The sequence below is a fragment of the Citromicrobium bathyomarinum genome, from assembly GCF_038594605.1.
Taxonomy (GTDB): Bacteria; Pseudomonadota; Alphaproteobacteria; order Sphingomonadales; family Sphingomonadaceae; genus Alteriqipengyuania; species Alteriqipengyuania bathyomarina_B.
The window spans coordinates 913,042-937,184 of sequence record NZ_JBCFZM010000001.1 but is presented as its reverse complement, the minus strand read 5'-3'; the positions used below and the strand labels follow the sequence as shown (position 1 = coordinate 937,184).

30 protein-coding genes are annotated in these 24,143 nt (G+C 65.4%); 9 read left to right on the top strand and 21 right to left on the bottom strand.

What is annotated here, in order from left to right; all coding sequences use genetic code 11:
• Positions 1-49: 49 nt before the first annotated feature.
• Positions 50-817 carry a hypothetical protein gene (locus tag AAG612_RS04570; RefSeq protein ID WP_342507661.1) on the top strand — a complete coding sequence of 256 codons (768 nt, stop codon included), beginning with the start codon at positions 50-52 and terminating at the stop codon, positions 815-817.
• On the opposite strand, the gene nusB is transcribed toward AAG612_RS04570, so the two are convergent.
• The 3 genes from nusB to hisG are packed head-to-tail and all read right to left on the bottom strand — an operon-like array spanning position 814 to position 3,223.
• Positions 814-1,263 carry a transcription antitermination factor NusB gene (gene nusB, locus AAG612_RS04565; RefSeq protein WP_342507658.1) on the bottom strand — a complete coding sequence of 150 codons (450 nt, stop codon included), beginning with the start codon at positions 1,261-1,263 and terminating at the stop codon, positions 814-816. The two genes, AAG612_RS04570 and nusB, sit on opposite strands and share 4 nt — an antisense overlap.
• Positions 1,263-2,552, bottom strand: coding sequence for a histidinol dehydrogenase (hisD, locus tag AAG612_RS04560; protein WP_342507657.1), 1,290 nt, complete (start codon positions 2,550-2,552; stop codon positions 1,263-1,265). Before hisD ends, nusB begins: the two co-directional genes overlap by 1 nt.
• Positions 2,552-3,223, bottom strand: coding sequence for an ATP phosphoribosyltransferase (gene hisG / locus AAG612_RS04555; protein ID WP_342507656.1), 672 nt, complete (start codon positions 3,221-3,223; stop codon positions 2,552-2,554). The genes hisD and hisG overlap by 1 nt, the downstream gene beginning before the upstream one ends.
• Before the next feature lie 50 nt (positions 3,224-3,273).
• Between hisG and AAG612_RS04550 the strand changes: the two genes are divergently transcribed.
• Positions 3,274-4,377: a DUF2332 domain-containing protein gene (locus AAG612_RS04550; RefSeq protein WP_342507654.1), complete on the top strand. Its 1,104-nt coding sequence runs from the start codon at positions 3,274-3,276 to the stop codon at positions 4,375-4,377.
• 9 nt (positions 4,378-4,386) lie between these two features.
• On the opposite strand, the gene AAG612_RS04545 is transcribed toward AAG612_RS04550, so the two are convergent.
• The 5 genes from AAG612_RS04545 to AAG612_RS04525 are packed head-to-tail and all read right to left on the bottom strand — an operon-like array spanning position 4,387 to position 8,044.
• Positions 4,387-5,310 carry an alpha/beta fold hydrolase gene (locus AAG612_RS04545; RefSeq protein WP_342507652.1) on the bottom strand — a complete coding sequence of 308 codons (924 nt, stop codon included), beginning with the start codon at positions 5,308-5,310 and terminating at the stop codon, positions 4,387-4,389.
• Positions 5,307-6,128 carry an SDR family oxidoreductase gene (locus AAG612_RS04540; RefSeq protein ID WP_342507650.1) on the bottom strand — a complete coding sequence of 274 codons (822 nt, stop codon included), beginning with the start codon at positions 6,126-6,128 and terminating at the stop codon, positions 5,307-5,309. The genes AAG612_RS04545 and AAG612_RS04540 overlap by 4 nt, the downstream gene beginning before the upstream one ends.
• 22 nt (positions 6,129-6,150) lie before the next feature.
• The gene (locus AAG612_RS04535) at positions 6,151-7,056 is read right to left on the bottom strand and encodes a pirin family protein (RefSeq protein ID WP_342507648.1); all 906 of its coding nucleotides are present in this window, start codon (positions 7,054-7,056) and stop codon (positions 6,151-6,153) included.
• On the bottom strand, positions 7,053-7,760 hold the full coding sequence (locus AAG612_RS04530) for a glutathione S-transferase (RefSeq protein WP_342507646.1): 708 nt from the start codon (positions 7,758-7,760) through the stop codon (positions 7,053-7,055). The genes AAG612_RS04535 and AAG612_RS04530 overlap by 4 nt, the downstream gene beginning before the upstream one ends.
• A 5-nt stretch (positions 7,761-7,765) precedes the next feature.
• Positions 7,766-8,044 (bottom strand): BolA family protein, encoded by a 279-nt coding sequence (locus AAG612_RS04525; RefSeq protein WP_342507644.1) that lies wholly within the window; start codon positions 8,042-8,044, stop codon positions 7,766-7,768.
• A 54-nt stretch (positions 8,045-8,098) separates the two neighbouring features.
• On the opposite strand from AAG612_RS04525, the gene AAG612_RS04520 reads away from it, so the two are divergent.
• Positions 8,099-8,692: a J domain-containing protein gene (locus AAG612_RS04520; RefSeq protein WP_342507643.1), complete on the top strand. Its 594-nt coding sequence runs from the start codon at positions 8,099-8,101 to the stop codon at positions 8,690-8,692.
• 12 nt (positions 8,693-8,704) lie between these two features.
• Here the strand turns inward: AAG612_RS04520 and AAG612_RS04515 are convergent, their stop codons facing one another.
• The 3 genes from AAG612_RS04515 to AAG612_RS04505 form a co-directional block, all read right to left on the bottom strand.
• The gene (locus AAG612_RS04515; protein ID WP_342507642.1) at positions 8,705-9,361 is read right to left on the bottom strand and encodes a glutathione S-transferase family protein; all 657 of its coding nucleotides are present in this window, start codon (positions 9,359-9,361) and stop codon (positions 8,705-8,707) included.
• A 3-nt stretch (positions 9,362-9,364) separates the two neighbouring features.
• A complete protein-coding gene (locus tag AAG612_RS04510) occupies positions 9,365-9,721 on the bottom strand; it encodes a DUF1428 domain-containing protein (RefSeq protein ID WP_342507640.1) in 357 nt (118 codons plus the stop codon).
• 75 nt (positions 9,722-9,796) lie between these two features.
• Positions 9,797-10,639 (bottom strand): oxygenase MpaB family protein, encoded by an 843-nt coding sequence (locus AAG612_RS04505; RefSeq protein ID WP_342507638.1) that lies wholly within the window; start codon positions 10,637-10,639, stop codon positions 9,797-9,799.
• Between the two features lie 90 nt (positions 10,640-10,729).
• Between AAG612_RS04505 and cobS the strand changes: the two genes are divergently transcribed.
• Both cobS and AAG612_RS04495 read left to right on the top strand, forming a co-directional pair.
• The gene (cobS, locus tag AAG612_RS04500; protein ID WP_342507636.1) at positions 10,730-11,719 is read left to right on the top strand and encodes a cobaltochelatase subunit CobS; all 990 of its coding nucleotides are present in this window, start codon (positions 10,730-10,732) and stop codon (positions 11,717-11,719) included.
• A 153-nt stretch (positions 11,720-11,872) separates the two neighbouring features.
• Positions 11,873-13,975, top strand: a complete 2,103-nt coding sequence (locus AAG612_RS04495; protein WP_342507634.1) for a transglycosylase domain-containing protein — start codon at positions 11,873-11,875, stop codon at positions 13,973-13,975.
• A gap of 19 nt (positions 13,976-13,994) precedes the next feature.
• Here the strand turns inward: AAG612_RS04495 and AAG612_RS04490 are convergent, their stop codons facing one another.
• The gene (locus tag AAG612_RS04490; protein ID WP_342507632.1) at positions 13,995-14,423 is read right to left on the bottom strand and encodes a PaaI family thioesterase; all 429 of its coding nucleotides are present in this window, start codon (positions 14,421-14,423) and stop codon (positions 13,995-13,997) included.
• On the bottom strand, positions 14,416-14,913 hold the full coding sequence (locus AAG612_RS04485) for a PaaI family thioesterase (protein ID WP_342507630.1): 498 nt from the start codon (positions 14,911-14,913) through the stop codon (positions 14,416-14,418). Before AAG612_RS04485 ends, AAG612_RS04490 begins: the two co-directional genes overlap by 8 nt.
• Before the next feature lie 125 nt (positions 14,914-15,038).
• Here AAG612_RS04485 and AAG612_RS04480 point away from each other — a divergent pair, with 125 nt between their 5' ends.
• From AAG612_RS04480 to AAG612_RS04470, 3 genes are all read left to right on the top strand, one after another.
• Complete coding sequence (locus AAG612_RS04480; protein ID WP_342507628.1) at positions 15,039-15,206, top strand: hypothetical protein; 168 nt, start codon at positions 15,039-15,041, stop codon at positions 15,204-15,206.
• 9 nt (positions 15,207-15,215) lie between these two features.
• Positions 15,216-16,175, top strand: coding sequence for a hypothetical protein (locus tag AAG612_RS04475; RefSeq protein WP_342507625.1), 960 nt, complete (start codon positions 15,216-15,218; stop codon positions 16,173-16,175).
• Between the two features lie 61 nt (positions 16,176-16,236).
• Positions 16,237-16,974, top strand: a complete 738-nt coding sequence (locus AAG612_RS04470; protein WP_342507623.1) for a transposase — start codon at positions 16,237-16,239, stop codon at positions 16,972-16,974.
• Between the two features lie 14 nt (positions 16,975-16,988).
• Here AAG612_RS04470 and ruvX read toward each other — a convergent pair whose 3' ends face one another.
• The 8 genes from ruvX to pyrE are packed head-to-tail and all read right to left on the bottom strand — an operon-like array spanning position 16,989 to position 22,773.
• Positions 16,989-17,477 carry a Holliday junction resolvase RuvX gene (gene ruvX, locus AAG612_RS04465; RefSeq protein ID WP_342507621.1) on the bottom strand — a complete coding sequence of 163 codons (489 nt, stop codon included), beginning with the start codon at positions 17,475-17,477 and terminating at the stop codon, positions 16,989-16,991.
• Positions 17,456-18,679, bottom strand: a complete 1,224-nt coding sequence (locus tag AAG612_RS04460) for a DUF3089 domain-containing protein (protein WP_342507618.1) — start codon at positions 18,677-18,679, stop codon at positions 17,456-17,458. The genes ruvX and AAG612_RS04460 overlap by 22 nt, the downstream gene beginning before the upstream one ends.
• 1 nt (position 18,680) lies before the next feature.
• The gene (locus tag AAG612_RS04455; protein ID WP_342507616.1) at positions 18,681-19,871 is read right to left on the bottom strand and encodes an AI-2E family transporter; all 1,191 of its coding nucleotides are present in this window, start codon (positions 19,869-19,871) and stop codon (positions 18,681-18,683) included.
• Positions 19,872-19,897: 26 nt separating this feature from the next.
• The gene (lepB, locus tag AAG612_RS04450; RefSeq protein ID WP_342507614.1) at positions 19,898-20,788 is read right to left on the bottom strand and encodes a signal peptidase I; all 891 of its coding nucleotides are present in this window, start codon (positions 20,786-20,788) and stop codon (positions 19,898-19,900) included.
• The gene (acpS, locus tag AAG612_RS04445) at positions 20,785-21,186 is read right to left on the bottom strand and encodes a holo-ACP synthase (RefSeq protein WP_342507613.1); all 402 of its coding nucleotides are present in this window, start codon (positions 21,184-21,186) and stop codon (positions 20,785-20,787) included. The genes lepB and acpS overlap by 4 nt, the downstream gene beginning before the upstream one ends.
• Entirely contained in the window at positions 21,183-21,458 is a 276-nt protein-coding gene (locus tag AAG612_RS04440) for a pyridoxal phosphate biosynthetic protein (RefSeq protein WP_342507610.1), read from the bottom strand. The genes acpS and AAG612_RS04440 overlap by 4 nt, the downstream gene beginning before the upstream one ends.
• On the bottom strand, positions 21,455-22,195 hold the full coding sequence (locus tag AAG612_RS04435) for a pyridoxine 5'-phosphate synthase (protein WP_342507609.1): 741 nt from the start codon (positions 22,193-22,195) through the stop codon (positions 21,455-21,457). The genes AAG612_RS04440 and AAG612_RS04435 overlap by 4 nt, the downstream gene beginning before the upstream one ends.
• Positions 22,192-22,773, bottom strand: a complete 582-nt coding sequence (pyrE, locus tag AAG612_RS04430; RefSeq protein ID WP_342507606.1) for an orotate phosphoribosyltransferase — start codon at positions 22,771-22,773, stop codon at positions 22,192-22,194. Before pyrE ends, AAG612_RS04435 begins: the two co-directional genes overlap by 4 nt.
• 194 nt (positions 22,774-22,967) lie before the next feature.
• Between pyrE and coxB the strand changes: the two genes are divergently transcribed.
• Entirely contained in the window at positions 22,968-24,110 is a 1,143-nt protein-coding gene (coxB, locus tag AAG612_RS04425) for a cytochrome c oxidase subunit II (protein WP_342507604.1), read from the top strand.
• The last annotated feature ends 33 nt before the right edge of the window (positions 24,111-24,143 follow it).

The following is a 24,143-nucleotide window of genomic DNA, read 5'->3' as shown; positions in this document are numbered from 1 at the left end:
CTTCGGCCTCGGCTGGAACAGTTCGGGAGGATGACCTTTGCGTTTTTCGATGATGATCGCCGCAGGTGCGCTGCTGACGGCATGCGGCAATGCCGAGGCGGATGCGAGCGGTACGGATGCGGGTGATGCGACGGGGGCGTCGCAGGCCGAGGCCGAGGCCGGGGCCGAAGCCGGGGCGACGTGGCTCGCTTTCAGCGATCGCGACAAGTGCGAGCTTGCCCCGGAAGCGGCCAAGGTGGTCGAAGCGATGATGCAGACCGAGCTAGAGGGGGGTGGCTACGGAATGCTCGTCGCCAAGCCTGCCAGCGCGACCGTTCCCGGTAGCGAGGCACCGGTGCGCGCGGTCGAGCTGGCCGACGATCCGTATCAGATGCCGGGAATTTTCCTGCCGCTCGACGAAGAGTGGCACGGCTTGCGGTTGCGCGGCCTGTGGGCCAACGCAGCTACCCGCCAATCCCTGACCGAGAATGTCCCCTATGACGGGGTCGATATTCGCCTCTATTTCGAGGACACGCCCGATCTGGCCGGCACGCTGAAGGCCGCGGGCTGGACGCTGTCCGAAGTCGATCCGGAATATGGTGAGCCAAAGCCTGCCGCGATGTTCACGCAGCAATACTATCTCGATGGCAGCCAGGAGATGCTAGAGACACCGTTCGAAGATTACTATGCCACAGCGAAGAGAACCGCCAACGGCATCCCGAAGGTCGATGGCCGCGAGGTCGGCGTCTATGGCATGAATACCATCGTGCAGCTGGTGGAAAGCAGCGCGAAGCCGGGGATGACCTACCTCACCTGCAACATCTACGCGTCGACCTAGGTGCGCGCGGCCTTCGCCACGGCGTCCAGTACGCCGTTGGCGAACTTGGCTTCGCGATCATCGAAGAAAGCTTTCGCCACATCGACATATTCGCTGATGACCGCGCCGGTCGGGATGTCGGCGCGCGCGATCAGCTCGTAGGTGCCGCAGCGCAGGACCTGCAGCAGGGTCTTGTCGAGCCGCTTGAGGCTCCAGCCTTCGGCCAGCTTCTCGCTCAGCCGCTGGTCGATCTCTTCCGCACGCGCGTCCACACCGCGCACGATATCGTCGAAGAAGGGCACTTCGGCGTCGGCATAGGTATCGCCCTCGATCTCGCGCCCCAGCCGGTGCTGGTGGAACTCGTCGAGCAGCTTGGGCAGCGAGGTGCCCTCCATGTCGCGCTGATAGAGGGCCTGAACGGCGGCAAGCCGCGCGGCGGAGCGTGCGGTGGAACGCTGATGGGACATTACTTGAGACGCAACCTGATCGACTGGGCGTGGGCCGGAAGCCCTTCGGCTTCGGCAAGGGCGATGGCGGCGGGCCCTATCGCAGCGAGCGCGTCTGCGCCAGCCTCGATAAAGCTCGTCCGCTTCATGAAATCGAGCACCGACAGCCCGCTGGAAAAGCGCGCGCGGCGCCCGGTAGGCAGCACGTGATTGGGCCCGGCGACGTAGTCGCCGACCGCCTCGGGCACCATCCGGCCGAGGAACACGCTGCCCGCGTGGCGCAGCTGCGCGAACAGCGCTTCGGGATCGGCGACCGCCAGTTCGACATGTTCGGCCGCGAGCCGGTTGGCGAGCGGCATGGCATCGTCGAGCGTTTCGACCACGATGATCGCGCCATGCGCATCCCATGCGGCGCGCGCGGTCTTGCCGGTCGCGAGCATCGCGGCTTGCACATCGACCTGGTCTTCCACCTGCGCGGCAAAATCCTGGCTGTCGGTGATGAGGATGCTCTGCGAGCTGGGGTCGTGCTCGGCCTGGCTGAGCAGGTCGGCGGCGATCCAGGCGGGATCGTTATGCTCGTCGGCGATCACCAGAATCTCGCTCGGCCCGGCGATCATGTCGATGCCGACCGTGCCGAACACCTGCCGCTTGGCCTCGGCAACCCATGCATTGCCCGGGCCGGTGATGACGTCGACCGAGGCGATCCGGTCGGTGCCATAGGCGAGCGCGGCGATCGCCTGCGCGCCGCCGATGCGCCAGATCTCGTCGATCCCTGCAATATGCGCTGCCGCGAGCACCAGCGGGTTGATCTCGCCCTTTGGCGTGGGAGTCACGGCGACCAGTCGGTCGACCCCCGCGACCCGCGCGGGGATCGCGTTCATCAGCAGCGAGGACGGATAGGCCGCGCGACCGCCGGGCACGTAGATGCCTGCGGCATCGACCGGACCCCAGCGATGGCCGAGCCGCACGCCCGCATCGTCGGTATAGTCGCGCGGGCCCGGCTTCTGCGCCTCGTGATAGGCGCGAATGCGGTCTGCGGCGAGGTTGAGCGCGTCGCGCAGTTCGCCATCAAGCTCATCATAGGCGCGCTCGCACCGCCAGGCGGGCACTTTCCAGTCCTCTTCGCTGGCGAAGTGGTGCCCGTCGAGCTTCATGGTCAATTCGGACAATGCCTTGTCGCCATGCGCACGTACCTTGGCGATGATCTCGGCGACGTCGCGGCTGACGTTCTGCTCGCTCTCGCGGCGTGCGTTCACCACGCGGTCGAAAACGTCCGCGAAATCTTCGGCCCGGGCGTCGATGATCTGCATCAGGCGGCGACCTGCTGGCTGGCGCGGGCATCGGCCTCGCGCCGGAAGGTCTCGACCAGCTCGGCAACCCGGCTGTCGGTCTTCAGTGCGGCGCGGTTGACGATCAGGCGCGCGGTAATGTCGAGAATGCGCATGGTTTCGACCAGCCCGTTCTCCCGCAGGGTGGTGCCGGTCGAAACGAGGTCGACGATCCGACGCGAAAGACCCAGCGAGGGGGCGAGTTCCATCGCGCCGTTCAGCTTGACGCACTCGGCCTGGATGCCGTGGCGTTCGAAATGCTTGCGGGTGATGTTGGGATATTTGGTCGCAACCCGCACATGGCTTTGCGCGTCGATATCGCGGGTATCTTCGGCCTGCTTCGCGACCGCGAGGTGGCAGTGCCCGATGTCGAGATCGACCGGCGCGTAGAGGTCCGCGTAATCGAACTCCTCGATCACGTCGGAACCGACGATCCCGATCTGCGCCGCACCATGGGCGACGAAGGTCGCGACATCGAAGGCGCGCACGCGGATCAGGCGCAGGTCTTCGCGTGCCGTTGCGAAGCATAATGCGCGGTTGGCCTTGTCGTGGAAACCCGGCTCGGGCACGACGCCCGCACGCTCCATCACGGGCAGGGCATCGTCGAGAAGCCGACCCTTGGGTACGGCGAAGGTAAGATCGCTTTGCGGCATGGAGCGCCAGATAGGACGAGCGTGGCGAAAGGGCAATTGCGCGAGGCAGCATGGCCGACAAAGAGCTGAAATACGAAACGGTGGATCCGCAGGCAAAGGGGTTCGAGGCGGTGCAGCGGGCTTTTGCGAACCAGGTCGCCTATTGCCGCGACAATGGCGCCCCGGTGACCGCCACGATCTGCCAGGCCCTCTACGATCTGCTCGAGACCGAGCGCGGCGGCGCGGTGATGCGGCGGGTGCGCAAGTGGGCGGGGCCGCCACTGGCCGATGCGCTTCCGCTGCGCCTCGCAGGCGGGTTGCACGCGCTGCACCTGGCCGACGAAGACCCGTCGCTTTCGGCGATCTATCTGGAGCAGCGGGTCAGCAACCCCGCGGAACTGGTCGCCGATGCGATCGAGCGGCACGAGGCGTTCCTGATGCCATGGCTCGACGGGCCGCCGCAGACCAACGAGGCCGGGCGCAGCTGGGCCTATGCAGCGGCGATGCTGTGGCTGGCGGACAAAGGCCTGTCCGCGAAATTCGCGCTCAACGAAATCGGATCGAGCGCGGGGATCAACCTGATGCTGCGCCGCTATTTCTTCGATCTGGGCGGAGTGACCGCCGGGCCGAAGGGCGCACAGATGCGGCTGGTGCCTGAATGGCGCGGCTCCCCGCCGCCCGATACCGAGTACGAAATCGTGGCAGCGCAGGGGTGCGACGTGAAACCTGTCGACCTGACCGATCCGGCGCAGGCGCTGCGGCTGAAGGCCTATATCTGGCCAGAATTTACCGAGCGGTTCGCGAGAATGGATGCGGCCATTGCGGCGGCCGACAGGATGCCACCGGAGATCACGCGCGAGACTGCCGATGTCTTCGTCGAGCGTGTTCTCGCACAGCCTGCCGAACCGGGTGTCACACGGGTCATCATGCACTCGGTCGTGTGGCAATACGTGCCCGAAGCTCAGCGCGAAAAGATCACCGAGGCAATCGAGAAGGCAGGCGCAGCCGCGACCGAGGAGTCACCCATCGCCTGGATTTCGCTCGAGGCGAACCGCGATACCCACCGGCATGAGCTTACCGTGCGCTATTGGGCGGGTAACGAAGGCGGCGGAAAGGAGTGGCAGCGGCTTGGCGTTGCGCACCCGCACGGCACGTGGGTCGACTGGGAGGGTTAACTCGCCAATCTAGGCGCTGTCCTGGGCCGTCCGCTCCAGAAACGCGTCCATCGCGGCGTTGACCTTCTCGGGCGCTTCCCACGGCACGAAGTGGCCGCAGCCGTGGACCTGCTCGACCTTCAGATCGTCGATTACTTCGTCCAGTCCCTCGATATTCTCGGGCGGGAGCGCGACGTCGTCCATCGCCCAGATCACCAGCGTCGGGATCGCAAGCTTGGGCAGGGCGGGGGGCGTGTAGCCTTCGGGCAGTTCAAAAGGCGCATCCATCGGCGGGACCACCACGGGGCTCGCGCGATACCAGTTGAGCATGCCGAAGGCGGCATCGCGGTCCTGCCATTCTTCCAGCAGCTTCGCGCGTTCCTCGTCCTCCATTGCGGAAGCGCGGTCCCACTTCACTTCCTGCATCAGGATGCCGACGAGGCCCGTTTCGCGCACCAGATCGTCGTTCGCGGCGTCGCGGAAGCCGCGCATGTACTGGCTCGATTCGCGCTGGTGGCGATCGAGGTAGAGCAGCTTCTGGAAGATCGCGGGGTGGGGCGCATTGGCGATGATGCAGCGATTGACGCGGCCTGTGCCCGTGCCCTTTTGGCCCATCAACGCGACACCCCATGCGATCGCGCCGCCCCAGTCGTGGCCGACGATCGTGAACTCCTGCACACCCAGCTCGGCCGCGAGCAGGAAGATGTCGCCGATCAGCTTGTCAGGGGTATAGGCCTCGACCTCCTGCGGCTTGGACGACCCGCGATAGCCGCGCTGGTCGGGCGCGATGCAGCGGAAACGGTCCGACAAATGGGCGATCTGATGGCGCCAGGTCCGGTGGCTTTCGGGAAAACCGTGGAGGAAGATCAGCACCGGCGCGTCCTTCGGCCCCTGGTCGACCACATCCAGCTCGATCCCGTTGGGCAGCTTTACGCGCGTCTGGTCCATTCTCATCCCTCCGACTCGATCTTGTCCATGTATCCGTTGGCGACCATCTGCGCGACCTGGTCGAACAGCGCGTCGGGCGTGCGGCGCTGTTCGCCCCAGCTGCTCTCGCCGCCGCGTGCGACGATGATCTCGCGCTCGCCGCTTTCCACGCCATCGAGGATGCGCCGTGCGGCCTCTTCGGGCGGCATGCCGTTGTCGATCACGCTGTCGCTGCGCCCCCGCGCGCTGCCATCGGCGGTCAGCGCGTTACGGCTGACATCGGTGGCGACCGATCCGGGGCACACCACGTGCACCGATACGCCCGATTGCGAGAGCTCGGCGCGCAGCGCGTCGGCATAGCCGACCAGACCATGTTTCGCGGCGCAATAGGCGGTGCGTAGCGGAATGCCGATCTTGCCCGCCACGGACGATACGAACACCAGATGCCCGCTGCCGCGCGTGGTGAAGTGCGGCAGCATGGCCTGCGTCGCTGCGATCTGCGCCGTCAGGTCGATATCGATGATGTTGCGATAGACCTCCATCGCGGTCTCGGTCGCGCGGCTGCGCTGGGAAATGCCGGCATTGTTGGCCATGATGTCGACGCCCTGCTTCCAGCCGATCGCCTGTTCGCACGCGGCGCGCATCGCGGCTTCCTCGCGCACGTCGTAGGGCAGAATCAGCGTATCGGTGGCGCAGTCCTTCGCCACGTGCGCCAGACGCGCCTCGTCGCGACCCGACAGAACGACATGCGCCCCGGCGTCGGCCCACGCGCGCGCCAGCGCCGCGCCGATGCCCGACGACGCGCCGGTGATCCAGACGACCTTGCCTGCGAATTGTTCTGTCATGCCCACTCCTGCGTAGGATGCCTCAGGGATAGGTCACCGTCTTGGGCTCGTCGGGCAGCGGAATCCATTCCTCGTCATCGCCCGGCACTTTGGCGAAGCGGCCCTGCGTCCAGTCTTCCTTCGCCTGCTCGATCCGGTCGCGATCCGAGCTGACGAAATTCCACCAGACGTAGCGCTTGGTCGCAAAGCTCTCTCCGCCGAGCAGCATGACCCGCGCGCCCTTCTCGGAGCGCAGCGCTGGGCAATCGCCGGGTTTGACGACGATCAGCGCATAGCGGGGCAGCTCTTCGCCATCGAGCGTGGCCTCCCCCTCGACCACCATCAGCGCGCGCTCGTCGGCGGGTGACTCGATCGGCATCTGTCCGCCGGGCGCAAGCACGATTTCGGCATAGATCGTTTCGGCATAGGTCGTGGTCGCCGCGCGTTCGCCCCATAGGTCGCCCATGATGATCGTCGCGCGCGCGCCGCCATCCTCCACCACCGGCAGACCGTCGATCGCTTCGAAGGCGGGGTCTATCTCTTCCTTGCCGTCGGGCAGGGCCAGCCAGGTCTGCATGCCGAACATGCCGGCACCGCCCTTGCGCTCGTCGGCGGGCGAGCGTTCGGAATGGACGATCCCGCTGCCCGCAGTCATCAGGTTCACCGTGCCGGGCCGGATGGTAGAGAAGGTCCCCAGACTGTCGCGATGTTCGATCGCGCCGGCATTCTCGCCCGCGAACAGCCAGGTGACCGTGGCGAGGTTGATGTGCGGATGCGGGCGCACATCCATCCCGCCCCCGGGTGGCAGGCGCGCCGGCCCGAACTCGTCGACGAAGATGAAGGGGCCGACCATGCGGCGCTGGCGCGAAGGCAGCGCGCGGCGGACCTCGAAGTCCCCGAGGTCGTGGTTGGTCGGCGTGATCGTCGTCTCGATGGGGCCAGAAATCATGCTGCGTCGAGCTCCGGATAATGGCGGAAAATGCCATCCTCGTTGAACGCCATTCGGCGATCCGACGCAAGATAAGCCTTGATCCCGTCGAGCTGCGCCACCGCGTCGCGGCACGCGATCAGCTTCGGATAGTCGCCTTCGATGGCCTTCATTCGCTGCGGGAAAGCGTAACGCAGCCCTTCGACGAGCTGGAACAGCGACGTGTCGACGTGCGACCATTTCTCGCCAAGGACGAACGGCCCTTCGGTGGCGCACAGCGCATCCTCGAAGTAGCGGAAGAACTTCGGCATCCGCTTCTCGCGAAAATCCTCAGCCACGCGCTTCGCGGCGTCTTTCTGGTCCTCGTAATAGAGCGCATCGGCGATCGGATGATGGACGTCGTGCGCCTCGGCCGTGATATCCGTGATGGTGAGCTGGAGCATGATCAGCTCCAGATTACCGCGCTCTTCCTCGGCGCCAAAGCCGTGCCGATCTGCCAGCCAGGTCACGATATGCGCGACCTGCGCGATGCAGATGTCGCCATGCGCGATATAGGGCGGGGCGAAGGGGCGGATACCGCTGCGCCGCTCCATATCGTCCACCAGCGCCTGCACGCCCTCTTCGCGCACGCGGTCGACATAGTCGATACCCGCCGCCTCGAACGCGACGCGCACGAATTCGCCACGGCCGGGGGCGCCCGGCCAGTACCAAAGATCATATGCCATCGCGCTCAGCCTGGCGTGGCCGGCGCGGTGGCCTTGATCGCCAGCGCGTGAACCCGCTCACCCGGAATGTCGCCCAGCGCGCCATTGACCATCCGCTGGCGTTCGAGGCGCGATTTGTCGGTGAAGGCGGGGGCCTCGATCAGGATCGTGAAATGCGATTCACCGGTGCCGTCGTCGCCCACGTGGCCGCGATGCTTCGCACTGTCGTTCACGATATCGAGCTGCGTCGGCGAAAATGCCTCGCGCAAGCGCTGCTCCATCTCATCGGCTACGGATTGTGCCATTTTGTCGTTCGATCCCTTTGCAATTTTGCTCTGCGCTGCCCATCCTAAAGCGCTATGCGCCAGACCCGGTTCCATGGACGCCACGAAGCGAACGGCAGACTTTGTTCCCACCCCACCTGCGAAGAGCCCGGCGAATTCCGCGCGCCCGGAGCCTATGGTAACTCGTTCGACGGACCGGGCCAGTGGCGCTGGTTCTGCCTCCAGCATATACGCGAATTCAACGCGGGCTACGACTGGTTCGACGGAATGAGCGCGGACGAGATCCTGCGCGCGCAGTCTCCGGCCGCGGGGTGGCAGACCGAGACGCCTGCGTTCCGCGCGACCGGAGGGGTCGATGGTATGCCGCGCTGGGGCGACTACAACGATCCGCTCGATGCGATTTCGGCCCGCGCGAGCGGCATAAAGAGCCGCGCGCAGCGCGAGGCCGAAATGGCGATGGACGGGCGCTTCACGAAGGAAGAGGCGCAGGCACTGGAAGTTCTGGGGCTGGGCGCGAAGACCGACCGCAAGCGCCTCCGCCAGCGCTATTCCGAACTCGTCCGCCGCTACCACCCCGACCGCAACGGGGGCGACCGCACCCACGAAGCGCGGCTGGGCCGGGTGGTCGAGGCGTATCAGTTGCTCAGGAAAAGCGCGGCTGTCGCCTAGCGCGCGGCGCGATCAACCGGGCGCCGACGCGCTTTCTGCACTCAGGTCTGCGTCGATTTTCCTCGCTTCGATATAGGCGGGGCGCTTCTTGAGGCGTTCTGCGTAAGTGATGAACGCATCATGCTTCGGCAGCGTGTCGAAATCGATGCCCCAGATCGCATGGCTGCCGACGTAGACGTCCGCCATCGTGAAGCGGTCGCCGCACACATAGTCGCGGCCCGTCAGCATTTGCTCGAGCGTATCGACCAAGCGGTCGTAACTGCCGAAACCGAGCATTACCTGCTTTTGCGGGTCCTGCGTGCTCCAGCCCATGGTATTGGTGATCACGGCCTGCTCGACCGGGCCTGCGGCGAAGAAGAAGTAGCGGAAATAATCCGCCTTTTCATGCGCGCCCGGAAGCAAATCCGCGCCGGGATGCATCTCCGCAAGGTAGTGACAGATTGCCGCCGCTTCGGTGACGACATGGTCATGCGTGCCCCCGTTCTCGCTCATGTGATGGTGGACCAGCGTGGGGAACTTGCGCATCGGGTTGGCCTTCACGAAGGCCTCGGGCTGGTCGGGCCCGTAATCGACCAGCACCTGTTCGTAATCCGCACCTGCCTCGTGCAGTGCCCAGCGCGCGATCTGGCCGCGGCTCATCGGGTTGGTGTAGAAGGAATACTCCGCCATCGCTCAGGCCCTGCCTTCGAAGATCGGTTCGAAATCGCCGAACACCATGCGCTTGCCATCGAAGGGCATGTCCATCAGCTCCTGCCAGCGAGCGTCGGTTTCCATGCTGGCCATGCATTTGGCGGCGGTTTCCTTGTCCGGCCAGATCAGCCAGCTGAGGACGACCGTCTCGCCGTCCTCCAGCGCCACCGCCTTGCGGAAATCGGTGTGCTTGCCCTCCGGCACATCGTCGCCCCATGCCTCCATCATCGAGAGCGCGCCATATTCCTCGAACAAAGGCCAGGCCTTGCGGGCGTGCTCGGCGTACTTCGCCTTGTTGTCGGTCGGGACCGGGCTGAGAAACCCGCTTACATAGGTCATGGCGCGACAGATCCTGAAGCAATTGGAGTCCGCGTAATGGCCCGCCATCATGGCCATGCCAAGCCGCGTTTCGCGCTATTGCCGCATCGCCCAGCGCAGCGTCTTGCCAAGGCCCCAGGTGGTCGCGCGGGCGGGCAGGGCGGCGAGGCCGGGGCGGTTCAGTCCCAACATCGAACGCGCGAACGGCGGGAGCAGCATCACCGCTTCCGCCCCGATTGCCTGTTGTAGCGGAGCAGGGAAACCGCGCGGTCGGATCGCGAGGACGAACTGCGCGATCTCGCGCGCTTGTTTCGATGTGGTCAGCTCGGGACGGAATTCGCGCAGTATCGCTTTCGCTTCCGCGACACTTGTGGGCACCGGATCGGCATGGAGCGCGCGCCCGATGACCGCCATCTGCGCATAATACTCGTCCTGCTCGGCCAAGGGCATGTCGGGCCGGGCGTGGCGCAGGTATCCTTCGAGGAAGCTGGTCGCCTCGGCGATATGGACCCAGGCCAGCGTGCGCGGGTCCGTGGCAGAGTAGGGCTTGCCGTCGGGGAGTGTCCCCTCGATGCGTTTGTGGATCGTGTTGACCCGCTCGATCGCCTCTTGTGCACGCTCGCGATGCCCGAAGGTGGTGACCGAAATGAACTGCGCGGTGCGGTGAAAACGCCCCTCGGCATCCCTTCGGAAATTCGAAAAATCGAGCACGCCCTGCAGTGCTGGCGGGTGGAGCATCTGGAGGAACAGCCCCCGGATCCCGCCGATCATCATCCCCAGCACATCGGCATGAACCATGCGGATCGGCGAATCCTTGGCAAACAGCGCCTCGTCGGACGGCGGGGTCCGGTCGGTCGGCACCTTGCCCTGATTGAAGGCGGCCCGAACCTGCCGCAGAATTGCGTTGCGAACGGGATCGAAAGGATCGGGGTGCGCCATCGCCAGAGGATATAGCGCGCCCGCAGCGTTTGGGAATGCGGGCCAAAGCCCGCTTGCGAGGGGCGCGCAACCTCTCTACGTCCGCGAGCGATGAGCGACGACAAGACATTTCAGCCCTCCGACACCACCATTCTGGGTGCGCCCGACACCAAGGTGAACGTGCGCGAGACCTTCGGCGTGGATATCGACTGGGAAGTGCCCGCCTTCAGCAAGGCGGACGACCGCGTGCCCGACCGCGACGACAGCTACGTGTTCGATCCGGACACGACGCTCGCGATTCTCGCCGGATTCGCCTTCAACCGGCGGGTGATGGTGCAGGGCTATCACGGAACCGGCAAGTCGACCCATATCGAACAGGTCGCCGCGCGCCTGAACTGGCCGACGGTGCGGATCAATCTCGATGCGCATATCAGCCGGATCGACCTCGTCGGTCGCGACGCCATCGTGTTGCGCGATGGCCTGCAGGTGACCGAATTTCGCGAAGGCCTGCTGCCGTGGGCGCTGCAGCACCCGGTCGCGCTAGTGTTCGACGAATATGATGCGGGCCGCCCCGACGTGATGTTCGTGATCCAGCGCGTGCTCGAAGCGCAGGGCAAGCTGACCCTGCTCGATCAGAACCGCGTGATCCGCCCCAACCCCGGCTTCCGCCTGTTCGCGACCTCGAACACGGTCGGGCTGGGCGATACCAGCGGGCTCTACCACGGTACGCAGCAGATCAACCAGGGCCAGATGGACCGCTGGAACGTGGTTGTCGGCCTCAACTACCTGCCCGCCGAGACCGAAAACGAAATCGTCACCGCCAAGGTGCCCGAGGTCGACAAGGCGACCATCGCCGACATGGTCAAGGTGGCAGACCTTTCGCGCCAGGGCTTCATGAACGGCGATATCTCGACCGTGATGAGCCCGCGTACCGTAATCAGCTGGGCGCAGAACACCGCGATCTTCAAGGATATCGGCTTCGCCTTCCGCGTTACCTTCCTCAACAAGTGCGACGAGGCGGAGCGGATGCTGGTGGCGGAATATTACCAGCGCGTGTTCGGCAAGGACCTGCCCGAGAGCGTGGTCGGGCAGGCTGGCTAGGCGGCCGCGCGAGAGAGCCGGACAGAGCCATTCTTGCGGCGTCCCGCGCAGCCGATTCCGGCAGATTGCTGACGCCTGACCAAGATCGGCTGGTATGGTTAACGTGCTTTCGGTATTTAGGCATGCATGTGGGGATACAAGGGCAAGCCGCGCATGAGCCGCAAAGGAGCCGGTAGTACCGGGCACTCCGGCTATTACAGCCTGTCCGAAAGCATGATCGACGACCCCTGGGACGACGAGGACGACGACGATTTCGCCGAGCGTCGCCGCGATGGCCCGTCGCTATGGGATCTGGCCTGGGAAATCTTGACCGCTCATGGCGTCCGCTATTGGGCGGTCAGGATCGCTGCCGCGATGCTGTTCGTCCTCTTTCTGCTTGTCATCTGGCTGGCGATCACCGCGCCGCTTTCCAAGTCGCTCGAACCGATCGCTCCGCCCCAGATCACGTTGCTCGCAGCCGACGGCACGCCGATCGCACGCAACGGCGCGGTGTATGACGAGCCGGTCGATATCGACCAGCTGCCCGACCATGTAGTAGAGGCCTTCCTCGCGACCGAGGATCGCCGTTTCTACAGCCACTGGGGTGTCGATCCGCGCGGGCTGGCGCGTGCGACGATCAACAACTGGTCGGGCGGGGCCACGCAGGGCGGCAGCACGATCACCCAGCAGCTGGCCAAGTTCACCTTCCTGACGCCCGAACAGTCGCTTTCGCGCAAGGGCCGCGAGATGCTGATCGCCTTCTGGCTCGAAACCTGGCTGACCAAGGACGAGATCCTCGAACGCTACCTCTCCAACGCCTATTTCGGTGACAACACCTACGGCCTGCGCGCAGCGAGCCTGCACTATTTCTACCGCCAGCCCGAACGGCTGGAGCCGAACCAGGCCGCGATGCTGGCAGGGTTGCTGCAGGCGCCATCGGCCTATGCGCCCTCCAAGCATTACGACCGGGCGGCGCGCCGGATGGAGGCGGTGAAGGCGAGCCTCGTTTCGGCAGGCTACCTGGGGGAGGACGCGGCCGAGGCGATGCGCCCGCCGAAGCTCGACATGCGGCTGGTCAACGATCTGCCCACCGGCACATACTTCGCGGACTGGGCGCTGCCCGAGGCGCGCGACCGGGCCGCTCCGGGCTATGCCCTGCAGGCGCACACCACCACGCTCGACGCGCGGCTCCAGAGCATCGCGCGCGAGGTGATCGCAAACGCGCCACTCGGCGATGCGCAGGCGGCGCTCGTCGCGATGCGGCCCAACGGAGAGGTCGTCGCCATGATCGGCGGCAAGGATTATTCGGAAAGCGCCTTCAACCGGGTGACGCAGGCCCGCCGTCAACCGGGTTCCACCTTCAAGACGATCGTCTACCTTGCCGCCTTGCAGGAAGGCTTCGGGCCCGAAGATCCGGTGAGCAACCGGCGCTTTACCGAAGGCAGCTATCGGCCCGAAAACTACGATGATCGCTATTCCGCTTTCCTCACGCTGGAAGAGGCCTTTGCCCGGTCCAGCAACGTGGCGGCGGTGCGCATGTTCAACGAGGTGGGCAGCGAGCGGGTGATCGACCTTGCCCGCGACCTGGGAATTACCAGCCCGATTACGCCCGGCGATCCCAGCGTGGCGCTGGGCACGGCGGGGATGTCGCTGATGGAACTGACCGCCGCCTATGCGGGCATTGCGGGCAATTCCTATCCGGTGCGGCCTACCGCTTTCCGGGCAGAAACGGTGGGTTTGTGGGATCGCCTGTTCAACGCGCCGCGCAGCATGTCGAGCTCGAACCATCGCGACATCGAGCGTTTGCTGCGCAGCGCAATCAATAACGGGACGGGGCGGGCAGCCCAGCTGCCGGGCCTCAATTTCGGCAAGACCGGCACCACGCAGAACAACCGCGATGCGCTGTTCGTGGGCTATGCGGGCGATCTGGTGGTGGGCGTATGGGTCGGCAATGACGACAACTCCCCGCTCGACGGGATCAGCGGCGGCGGGTTGCCCGCACGCATCTGGAAGGTCTTCATGCTGCGCGCGCAGGGCAATGCCGACGCGGGACCGGTCCGCCGTCGCCAGAGCCCGTCGGGCCCGATCCAGCCGCTCGACGTGCCGAATGCGAGCGACATTCCCGATCCGGTCGAGGAAGAAGGCGCGGAAATCACGGTCGATGAAAGCGGCGTGACGACTCGTGAGGCCCCGCCGCTCGATGTGCCGCCGGATGCGCCGCGCACCGCGCCCGAGCTGGCACCGGTCCGCGAGGACGAGGTCGCTACGGCCGACTGAAGAAGCGAACCGGGCGCGCTCAGGCGTTGGCGCTGGCGCTCTCGCTGCGCTGGATCATCACGTTCATCACCGCGCTCGCACGCGGACGATCGCGCTCTTCCTGCCATGTCTCGACGGTCACGTTGGCGCTGCGGCGACCCAGCTTCGTGATCCGCGCCTTGGCGAAGAGCGGCGCCTTTTTCGCTGCGGCAAGAAACTGGACGGTAATGTTGATCGGCTTGAGCTGCGCCTCTCGATCGCTTTCGTTCAGCGCGACGCGCAGCGCGGCGTAGCCTGCAGTTTCCAGCAGTCCGCTGGTCGCGCCGCCGTGGAAATGGCCGGGCCGGCCTTCGATCGCGTCGATTCCCGACACGGACAGGACCGGCACGCCATCTTCGAAGTCGGCGACCTCGATACCCAGGGAGCGGGCGTAGTTGGACAGCAGATCGGGGTGCGGTTCGTCAGCCATTCTTCGATCCTCCACCACCGATCGTCATGTAGACCGCGGCCATCGTCGCCACCGGATCGTCCGGATCGCCATCATGCGCGATCCCGCGCACGAACGCGGCGGAACGCGTGGTGCGATAGCATTCGCAGCGGCCGATCACGTCGGCCCGCTCGCCTGCCGGGCGCTGGTAGTCGACCCGCATATCCAGCGTGGCCACTGGCACGAAACGCTTCGCATGCGTCCAGATCGCCATCCCGCCGCCCATGTCGAGCATCGAGAAGATCGGCCCTGAGGCAATGACGCGACGGAAATCGTCGCCCACCAGATCCTCGCGCCAGGGCAGCGTCAGTTCGGTCCAGTTCTCGCCATGGTCGCGATAGGCGAGGCCCAGCCAGCCCGGATGACCGCCCGCAAAAAGGAAGGGGGACGCGGCCTTGGGGTCGAACACGGCGGCAGGGTCGCGATGCGACGCAGAGGAGGGGGCGGGGGAGGATGACGGGTCTTTCTCCATGCCCCGCTAACTGAGGGGCGGGGCGCGCGATGACAATGTTTTAATTCGCGCGAGAGTGCCTGCTGGGGAACCCTTACGGGGGCGCGGCACCACGACCGCGTCGTTCACCAAAGGAGACCTCTGCGATGAATTTGCCCAAGCTTGCGCTCGACATCCTGCCAGACCTCACAGATGCGCCGGGGCTGGTCGGCAGCCTGTCCGACCTTGCCAATGCGGCTGCCGATGATCGGATCATCTACCTGATGGTCTATCTCTACGATACCTATCCCCCCGACACTCTGCTCGGCTTCTGAAGCGCGGCCATGCATGTCGATCCTGCGTTGAGGGCCCTTGCGGCGGACGGAGTGGCCCAGGCCGAGGCGCAGGATCGCGTGTTGGCCTCACGTGATGGCTGGCAGGCCTGCGAAGATGTGGCGCGCATCCTCGCCGATTGCGAAGCCTATGCCGAAGGCGCGGCCCTGCCCGAATGCGCCGCGCTCGCGGAGTTGATGGCCGGGCGGTGCGCCCCCGGGTTCGTGCAGGGCTGGATTGCGGACATGGTCCGGGCGTGGCGTGCTGCGCCTTTGGCGCAGCTTCCTTTCCGCCACAGCTATACGAACGGAACCGGCGTAATCCATTTGCACCGCACGGGCCGGGTAACGCTGGCGCTGTTGCTGATCGAACCGCGCGCTGCGATGCGCCCGGTCACGATCACCTTCACCGACTGCGAGCGCCGCGAGGTCGTGCTGGCCGGAGAGGGCGCGGGCATGGCGTATCGTTTCGACGGTCGCGTCGCGCCGATCGCCCGCCCCCTTGCGCTCTCGCCGGGAACAACGCTCGCCTGCGATGTGCGCCATTCGCGTGCGGTTATCGCGCTGGATACGCCGCTCGTGGTGCTGCGAGTCTCCCGCGATCCGGTAGATCCGCAGACGACCCGCGAGGTCGAAATTGCGAGCGGGCGGATCGTCCATCGGGCCTCGGCCAGCCCGGCGGAAGGCCGCGCCGAACTGGCGGCGGCGCTGCTCGGGGCGATGGGGCGAGTTGATGCCGCACCGGTGCTGGCGCGCTATGCGCGGGGTGCCTGTGGAAAAGCGGGCGAGGGTGCGCGCTGGCAGGCGCTGCGCATCGCGCTCGCGCTCGAGACGGCGACTGGATTCGCGGCCTTACGCGAAATTGCCGGGCGTGAGGTCGATCCGCTTGCCTGCCAGGCGGGTGCTCTACAGAGGCAGCTTTGCACAACTTATCCACAGCTTGCCAACATGGTGGAAACTCATGCCTCGTGAGCTGAAACCATTGGCACGGACCCCACTAAGCCTCGCAGAATGCGTCGCGCGGATCGACGCAATGGGTTTCGACGCTGGCGACGAGACATCGCTCCACAATGCGGCCGAAGCGCTGGCGGGGCTGGCTGCCAACCGCACGTTCCTCGGCGATATGCTGATCGATCAGCTCGCTGGCGCGATGACCGGGACGATGAGCGGGGCTGCAACCGCCTACGGCCCGCAGGCGCTGATGCTGGCGGGCCCGCGCAACGGCTATTTCATCAGGGCCAATCTCTGGCCCGCACGCGGCGATCCCGCTTATCGGGCAAGCGGCGCGGCGAGCTTCGTCTACGGTCTGCCGCACGATCACAATTTCGACTTTCTAACGGTCGGATATTTCGGGCCGGGCTATGTCAGCGACTATTGGGAATACGACTACGTGTCGGTTCGAGGAGATGTGGGCGAGCCAGTCGACCTGCGCTTCGTCGAACGCTCGGCGCTCGGCGAAGGCCGGGTGCTGCACTACCGCGCGCACCGCGACGTGCATTGCCAGCATCCGCCGCAAAGCCTCTCGGTCTCGCTCAACATCTGCGCCGCCTTCCCGGCGCAGGGATGGCTCGACCAATACCGGTTCGATACAGATGGCAAACGGATCGCGGGCGTACTCAACCCGAGCGCGAACGAGGTAATCTTGCGCGCAGGAGTCGCACTGGGGAACGAGAATGCGCGCTCGCTGACGTGCGATTTCGCGCGGCACCATCCGAGCGCGGCGATGCGGCGGGTGGCGTCCGAGCTATCCCGGCAGATTCGCTCGGGATGAGCGGCTCGTAAAGCTCAGAGAAGAGGCGAGCCCGTTGCCGCGTCGATCGCCGCCTGAAGGATGATCGCTGCCGCTTCGGCATCGATCCGCTCCGCGCGCTTGCGGCGGCTGACATCCAGCCCGATCATCGCGTCGTCGGCGCTCTTGGTGGACCAGCGCTCGTCCCACAGCAGCACCGGCAGCCCGAAGGCTTCGGCCAGATTGCGGGCATAGGCGCGGCTCGCCTGCGCGCGGGGACCCTTGCTGCCGTCCATGTTGCGTGGCAGGCCGATCACCAGCCCGCGCACGCCGCGCCCTTCCATGATTTTGCGCAATTCGTCCCGGTCGCGCCCGAACTTGCCGCGCGGCAGCGTCTTCAGCGCGGTGGCGAAGCGCCAGCCCGCGTCGCATACAGCGATGCCGATGGTCTTGGTGCCCAAGTCCAGCCCGATGAGCGCCCCCCCGTCGGGCAGCGCTTCGGCCAGGCCGGCGGCACTTTCCCCTACGAGTTCTCCGCCGCCCATTCGCGCACGCGCGTCACGACGTCTTCCTGCACGTTCCGCCAGAACAGCGGGATGTCGTAGACGTGATAATTCTGCCCCGGCAGCACGGCGGAGCCCATTTCGGGCGGATCGCCGATGCGCAGGATGCCCTGTTCGTCGCACCGCGCACCGACCGCGCCCGCAACCAGTTGACCCGAGGCGAGGCTTTCGTCGGGCACCAGCGTGCCCTTGTTGTCGTCCGCCGGGGCGGCGCTGTTCTGGAAGCCGGTGATCGGGTTGACGCACAGAATCGCGCCGTCGCCGCGCGGCTGCCCGTCGAATCCGGCGCTTTCCTTGAACCGGCTGAGCAGTTGGGTGGGGTCGCCATCATCGGCAAAGCTCGCCCAGCTGAGGATACAGCCCGACTGATTGGGGCGCTCGCAGCCCGGCAGCGGCAGAACCGGCAGGTCGCGGTCCATCGAGATCGGCCAGCCGACGGCGTAGACGGCAGCAATGCGATTCTCGAGCTCGGGGCGGCCCTTCACCCGCTCGCGCAACAGCCGCAGCAGGTGGAGCGAGCCCTGGCTGTGCCCGGCGAGCACGATCGGGCGATCCTTGTCGACGCTTTCGAGGAAGTAGTCGAACGACTGCGCCACGTCGCGATAGGCGGCGTCGATCGCCTGTTCGGCCTCGGGCTTGTCGGTGATGAAGGCGCCCACGGCGGCCTGGCGGTACTTGGGTGCCCAGATCTCGGCCGCCCGGTTGAAGGGGCTGGCTAGCCCGCGCAGGAACAGGTCCGATCGCGCCTCGGTATCCTCGTCGCCCAGGCTCGCATTCCACTGGATATCGCGGTCGACATTGGTCGGAATGTAGCTGGTCGGATGGACGAAGAAGACCGCGAAGGGCGGCGCTTCTTCCTGCTCTTCGACAGTCATCCGGCGCGATCCGGCCTTGCTGGCCTGCTCCACCAACGTGCCTTCGCTCTCGCTGCGCGGCAGCGGGTTCTGCGTTTCGGCGATCGCGGGTTGATAGCGCGAGGGATCGTTCGTGCCGATGCCGGGGCGCGAATACCACATGTCCGGATCGCTATAGGCGTTGTCGGCCAGCGCTTCCTGCTCGACGAACTCGGTATTGGGCACGAAGGCAAGCTCGGTCGCCTTGTCGGACCAGTAGTTGAGGGCGAACAGCCCGATTATGACGAGCACGATCATCGTAACGATGAAGTAGAGAAAGGCGCGGACCATCTCAGGCTCCTTGAGAAAGTTCGGGTGGTGTCAGTTCGGCAGGCGGAACGCCGACCCTGGCCTGCTCTTCGGCGCCAGCAGCGGCCTGCGCCGCATCGTTCACCTCGGACCGGCGGACCAGCGCGACCTTGAGCATGGCGAGCAGCGGATCGGCGAGCAGCAGGCCGATGATGCCGAACAAGATGCCCATGACCAGCTGCGCGCCAAGCACCAGCGCGGGCGGCAGGTCCACCGTCTTGCGCGCGATCATGGGGATGACGACGTAGCCGTCGAAGGTCTGGACCACGAAATAGACGACGATCGCGGCGATGCCGGTCTCGACCCCCACCGAGAAGCCGACGATCGCCATCAGGATGCCGGAAATGAGCGCGCCGAGATTGGGAATGAAGGCGAGCAGGCCGGTCAGGATGCCGAGCAATGCGGCCATCGGCACGCCGAACAATTCGAGCGCGACCCACGTGAAGAAGCCTTCGAAGACCATGCCCACAACCCGTCCGGCCATCAGCCGCCGCATCGTGTGCGCCATTTCCGCCAGCGTCTTGCGAAGCTCGCTGCGGCCGTTGCGCGGAGCCATCCATTCGACGCCGCGCTCGTACAGGTTGGGCTCGATCGCGATATAGATCCCGATGACGAGGATAATGACCGTGGTGCCGACCGCGCCCGCGATCCCGCCGATTGCGCGGGTGACGGTGCCGACGCCGCTGAGCACCTGGTCGAGCATGGATTGCGCGTCCGACAGCGACACCGCCATGCCGTTATCGCGGGCAAGCTGGATCAGCCGGTCGAGCTGGTTCTCGACGATTTCGGGCAGGGTCGCGGCCTGAGCGGTAATCTGCGACCCGGCGAAATAACCGAGCCAGACGAGGAAGCCGACCGCGCCGAGCAGCACGATGGCGATCCGTAGATTGCGACCGAGGGGCAGATAGCGCCCAAGCAGCCGCGAGCCGCCGTCGATCAGCGAGGCGAAGACCAGCGCGGCGAAGATCACCAGCAGCGCCTGCGAGATATACACCGCGAGAGCGACCGTGCCGATCACGCCGACCCAGATCAGCGCCTTGCTGACCTCGTGCCGCAGCCGGGGGTTGGAGATGTAAGCCGGGCTTGCGCCGCCCCATTCGTCCATTTCGGCCGAACCGAGGGGCGTGTTCGCATCAACCGTGGCGGGCGTTGCCGCGTTTTCTTCCGAAGCCATCCCGCTCCCCGTCATCGTCAATCAGATCACTCGGTCTCGGTCTCGGCCTCGGACACGACATCGGTCCGGGTCGGGCGCAGGGTGGTGAAGGCACGGTCGCCGCGCATCGCACCGAACCAGGTGAACGGGTTCCAGCTTGCCGTCCCGTCGAGCGAGAAGGTGATGAATTCTGCACGGCCGCCGATATTGGCGAGCGGCACGGGACCGCCGAGGCCCTGACGCGCCACGCTGGCGCGGCTGTCGGCCGAATAATCGCGGTTGTCGCCCATCACGAACACCGCGTCTTCGGGCACTAGGATCTCGTCGTAATTGTCCAGCGGCTGGTCGGGCAGGGCTTCGATGATCGAATAGCTGACGCCGTTGGGCATCGTCTCGCGCATCACCGGCACCTTGCACTTCTGCGTGCCGTCGGGCCCCGTCACGACCTCGAACTCAGGCTCGGTGCACGGGGTGTTGAGATCGTAGGGCAGCAGCATGTCGGACTCGACCTCCTGCTTCACCGGCACGCCATTGAGGATGATCTGCCCGTCGCGCACCGCGATCCGGTCTCCCGGCAGGGCGACCACGCGCTTGATGTAATCTTCGCTGCGCTGCGGATGGACCGGGATCACGATATCGCCATACTCGGGCGTGCCGCCGAAGATCCGCCATTCGCCGCGCGGCAGCAGGTGGAAGGTGATCGACGCCCACGAATAGCCGTAAGGATACTTGCTCACGATCAGCCGGTCGCCCACCAGCAGATTGGGCATCATGCTGGTCGAGGGGATGTAGAACGGCTTCGCGACGAAGCTGTGAAACGCCAGCACGGCCAGCAGCATCAGCAACAGCCCGCGCAGTTCGGCGAACCAGTTGACGTTGTCCTTATCGCCGTCCTTCTTTGCGGTGTCGGTGTCGCTCATGCCGGTAACATTGCTCATTCGGGGAAAGCCTCGATAATCACGAAGGCCTGGGCCCATGGGTGATCGTCGGTGAGGGTAAGGTGAACGCGGGCCACATGGCCCGGCGGCGTGATTTGCGCAAGCGCCTTGGCCGCCCCGTGTGCCACTTCGAGAGTGGGCGCGCCAGAAGGTAAATTGGTAACGCCGATGTCCTTCATGAAGACGCCGCGCCGGAAGCCCGTGCCCACGGCCTTCGAGAACGCCTCCTTCGCCGCAAACCGCTTGGCGTAGGTGCCCGCGATGGTGAACGGGCGTTTACGAGCTTTCGCGCGCTCCTTATCGGTGAACACGCGGTTCTCGAACCGCTCGCCGAAACGGTCGAGCGAGTTCTGAATGCGCTCGATATTGCACAGGTCTGAGCCGAGACCGATGATCATAGAGCGCGCACCACCAGGGCCAGCAGCAGGGCCAGCGCAATATAGTGCAGGATGACCTGCACCTTGACGAGATCGTGCGAGGGATCGCCCTTCGCCATGCGCAGGGTCATCGTGTAGCCAAAGACCTGCAGCAGCGGCCACCCGAAAGCGAACATGGTAAGCGCGCCGGAATTGAGCGAAATGCCGAGCAGCAATATGCTCAGGAGGAAGGGGATAGCCCCGGCAATGAGCCAGAAGTGCTGCGCCCTCGTGAATTGCGCCGACTCGCTCACCGTGCTTCGTCCATCAAATCGCGCATGCGGCGGATCGCGGGTTCGAGGCCGGTAAAGATCGCTTCTCCCACCAAATAATGCCCGATGTTGAGCTCGGCGAGTTGGGGAATCGCGGCGATCGGCTGGACGTTCTCGAAGGTCAGCCCGTGGCCCGCATGGGGTTCGATCCCGTTCTTCGTCGCCAGCGCCGCCATGTCCGCAATCCTCTTCAGCTCCACCGCGCGCTGTTCGCCATCTCCACGCTCGTGGGCATGCGCATATTCGCCGGTGTGGAACTCTACCACGGGCGCGCCCAGACGCATCGCCGCTTCGAGCTGCGACGGATTGGCTTCGATGAACAGCGAGACGCGAATGCCGGCGTCCTTAAGCTGGGTGACGATCGGCGCGAGCTGGTTGTGCAGCCCCGCCGCGTCGAGCCCGCCTTCGGTCGTGCGTTCCTCGCGCTTCTCGGGAACGATGCAGGCGGCGTGCGGCTGGTGGCGCAGCGCGATCTTCAGCATTTCCTCGGTCGCCGCCATTTCGAGATTGAGCGGCAGGTCGGTCGCGTCCTGGATGCGCTTCAGGTCGTCGTCGCGGATATGGCGGCGATCTTCGCGCAGATGCGCGGTGATTCCATCGCCGCCGACCGCCGCGACGATTTCCGCCGCGCGCACAGGATCGGGATGGTCGCCGCCGCGCGCGTTACGGATCGTCGCGACGTGATCGATGTTGACGCCGAGGCGCAGTCTTTGCGTCAAGCCTTCCGGCTCCCCGGCTTGGTCACGGGGATAGCCTTGAGCTCCGCCGGAATCTCGTCTTCCGCAAAGGTGGGGAAAGACAGCTGGATCAGCGGGAAGAACGGCACGCCGAGATCGACGGTGCCGGACGAGCGATCGACCAGGGATGCCTCGGCGATCACCTCGCCGCCTTCACGCGCGACCGCGTCGATCGCTTCCATGCTCGATTTGCCGGTGGTGACCACATCTTCCACCATCAGCACCCTGGCGCCCTTTTTCAGAGCGAATCCCCGGCGCAGTTCGAACGTGCCCTCGGGCCGTTCGAGGAACATTGCGTTTTTCCCCAGCGCACGGCCCATCTCATGGCCGATGATGAGCCCGCCCATCGCCGGGCTGACGACCACATCGATCTGGCTGCGAACCTCGCGCGGGATCTTCTGGCTGAGCGCAAAGGCCATGCGGCCCGCGCGTTCCGCATCCATCAGCACCAGCGCGCACTGGAGGTAGTGGGCCGAGTGGCGGCCCGAGCTGAGGCGGAAGTGCCCTTCCAGCAGCGCATCGCAGCCGCGCAGCTCGCCGATGATCTCTTCTTCCGTCATGCGGGGAGGTGGTCCTTCGATTAGGTTTCACAGGTCTTGCGCGATACGCATTGGACGACCCGCGATTTCCCGTCTAGAGGCGCTTGAGACTTGCGGCAAGCGCGCCTATAGCGCGAGCCCAAAATGACGTGCAGTGGCTGATTTCGGCCAATCTGTACGGTTCCCACCAGGGTTTGAAGGAAAGCAGACCGATAATGACCATCGCTGTCGTCCATCGCGATATTCGCCGTTTAGTCCTTGGCTTCGTAGGTATTCTGGGGCTTGCCTTCATGGGGCAGGGTGCATTTGCCGCAGCGCCCGATATGGCGGTTCCGGAAGCTGCCACGCAGGCCGATGCCGGTACGGACGCTACGGAAACCGATGCGGCGGCCGGTGCCAACGCAGCCGAAAGCGCCGAGGGCGCATACGAGTATTACGGCCCCGACATGATCAAGGGCCAGCCGACCTCGTTCGAGGAGGACCCCTGGAAGAGCACGCAGTTCCAGGATCAATACACCGAGAACGGCAAGTACGCGATGTGGATGAACAATTGGATCCTCGCGCCGGTGATCGTTTTCATCAGCGCCTTCGTGTTCATCCTGCTGCTGGTCGTGGTGGTCCGCTATCGCCGCCGCGAGGGGCGTGAGCCTTCGCGCACGACGCATAACACGCTGGTCGAGGTGATCTGGACGATCGTTCCGGTGATTATCCTCGTCATCATCGCGGTCCCGTCGATTACGCTGCTGGCCAAGCAATACAAGACGCCGCCTGCGGACGCGATCACCATCAAGGCGACCGGTTACCAGTGGTACTGGGGCTATACCTATCCCGACCAGGGCGGCTTCGAAGTGATTTCGAACATGCTGCCCCCGGAAGAAGCACTGTCGCGCGGCCTGCCCGACCAGCTCGCGGTGGATAACCGCATGGTTGTGCCGGTCGGTGTGCCGCTGCGTATCCAGACCTATGGTGCGGACGTGATCCACTCGTTCGCGGTGCCGAGCCTGTGGTTCAAGCTGGACGCGGTGCCGGGCCGTCTCAACGAGCGTCTGCTGACGATCGAAGAGCCGGGCATCTATTACGGGCAGTGTTCCGAACTGTGCGGTGCGCGTCACGCTTACATGCCGATCGCGATCGAAGCGGTCCCGATGGAGCGTTGGCGCCAGTGGGTCGCCTCCAAGGGCGGCAGCTTCGGCGACGATGCGGAAACGAGCGAGGGCGTGGATGTCCAGGTCCCTGCCAGCGCAGCCGAAGGCGCCCCGGCGGCGGGCGAAGGCCTGACCGCGGCGGACGATGCGGGCGGCGCGCCGTCCGTGCCGCTCGACGCGGCGCAAGCGGATGGTACCGAAAGCACCAATTGACGGGCCCGCGCCTGCAAGCAAGTATTTGACCGA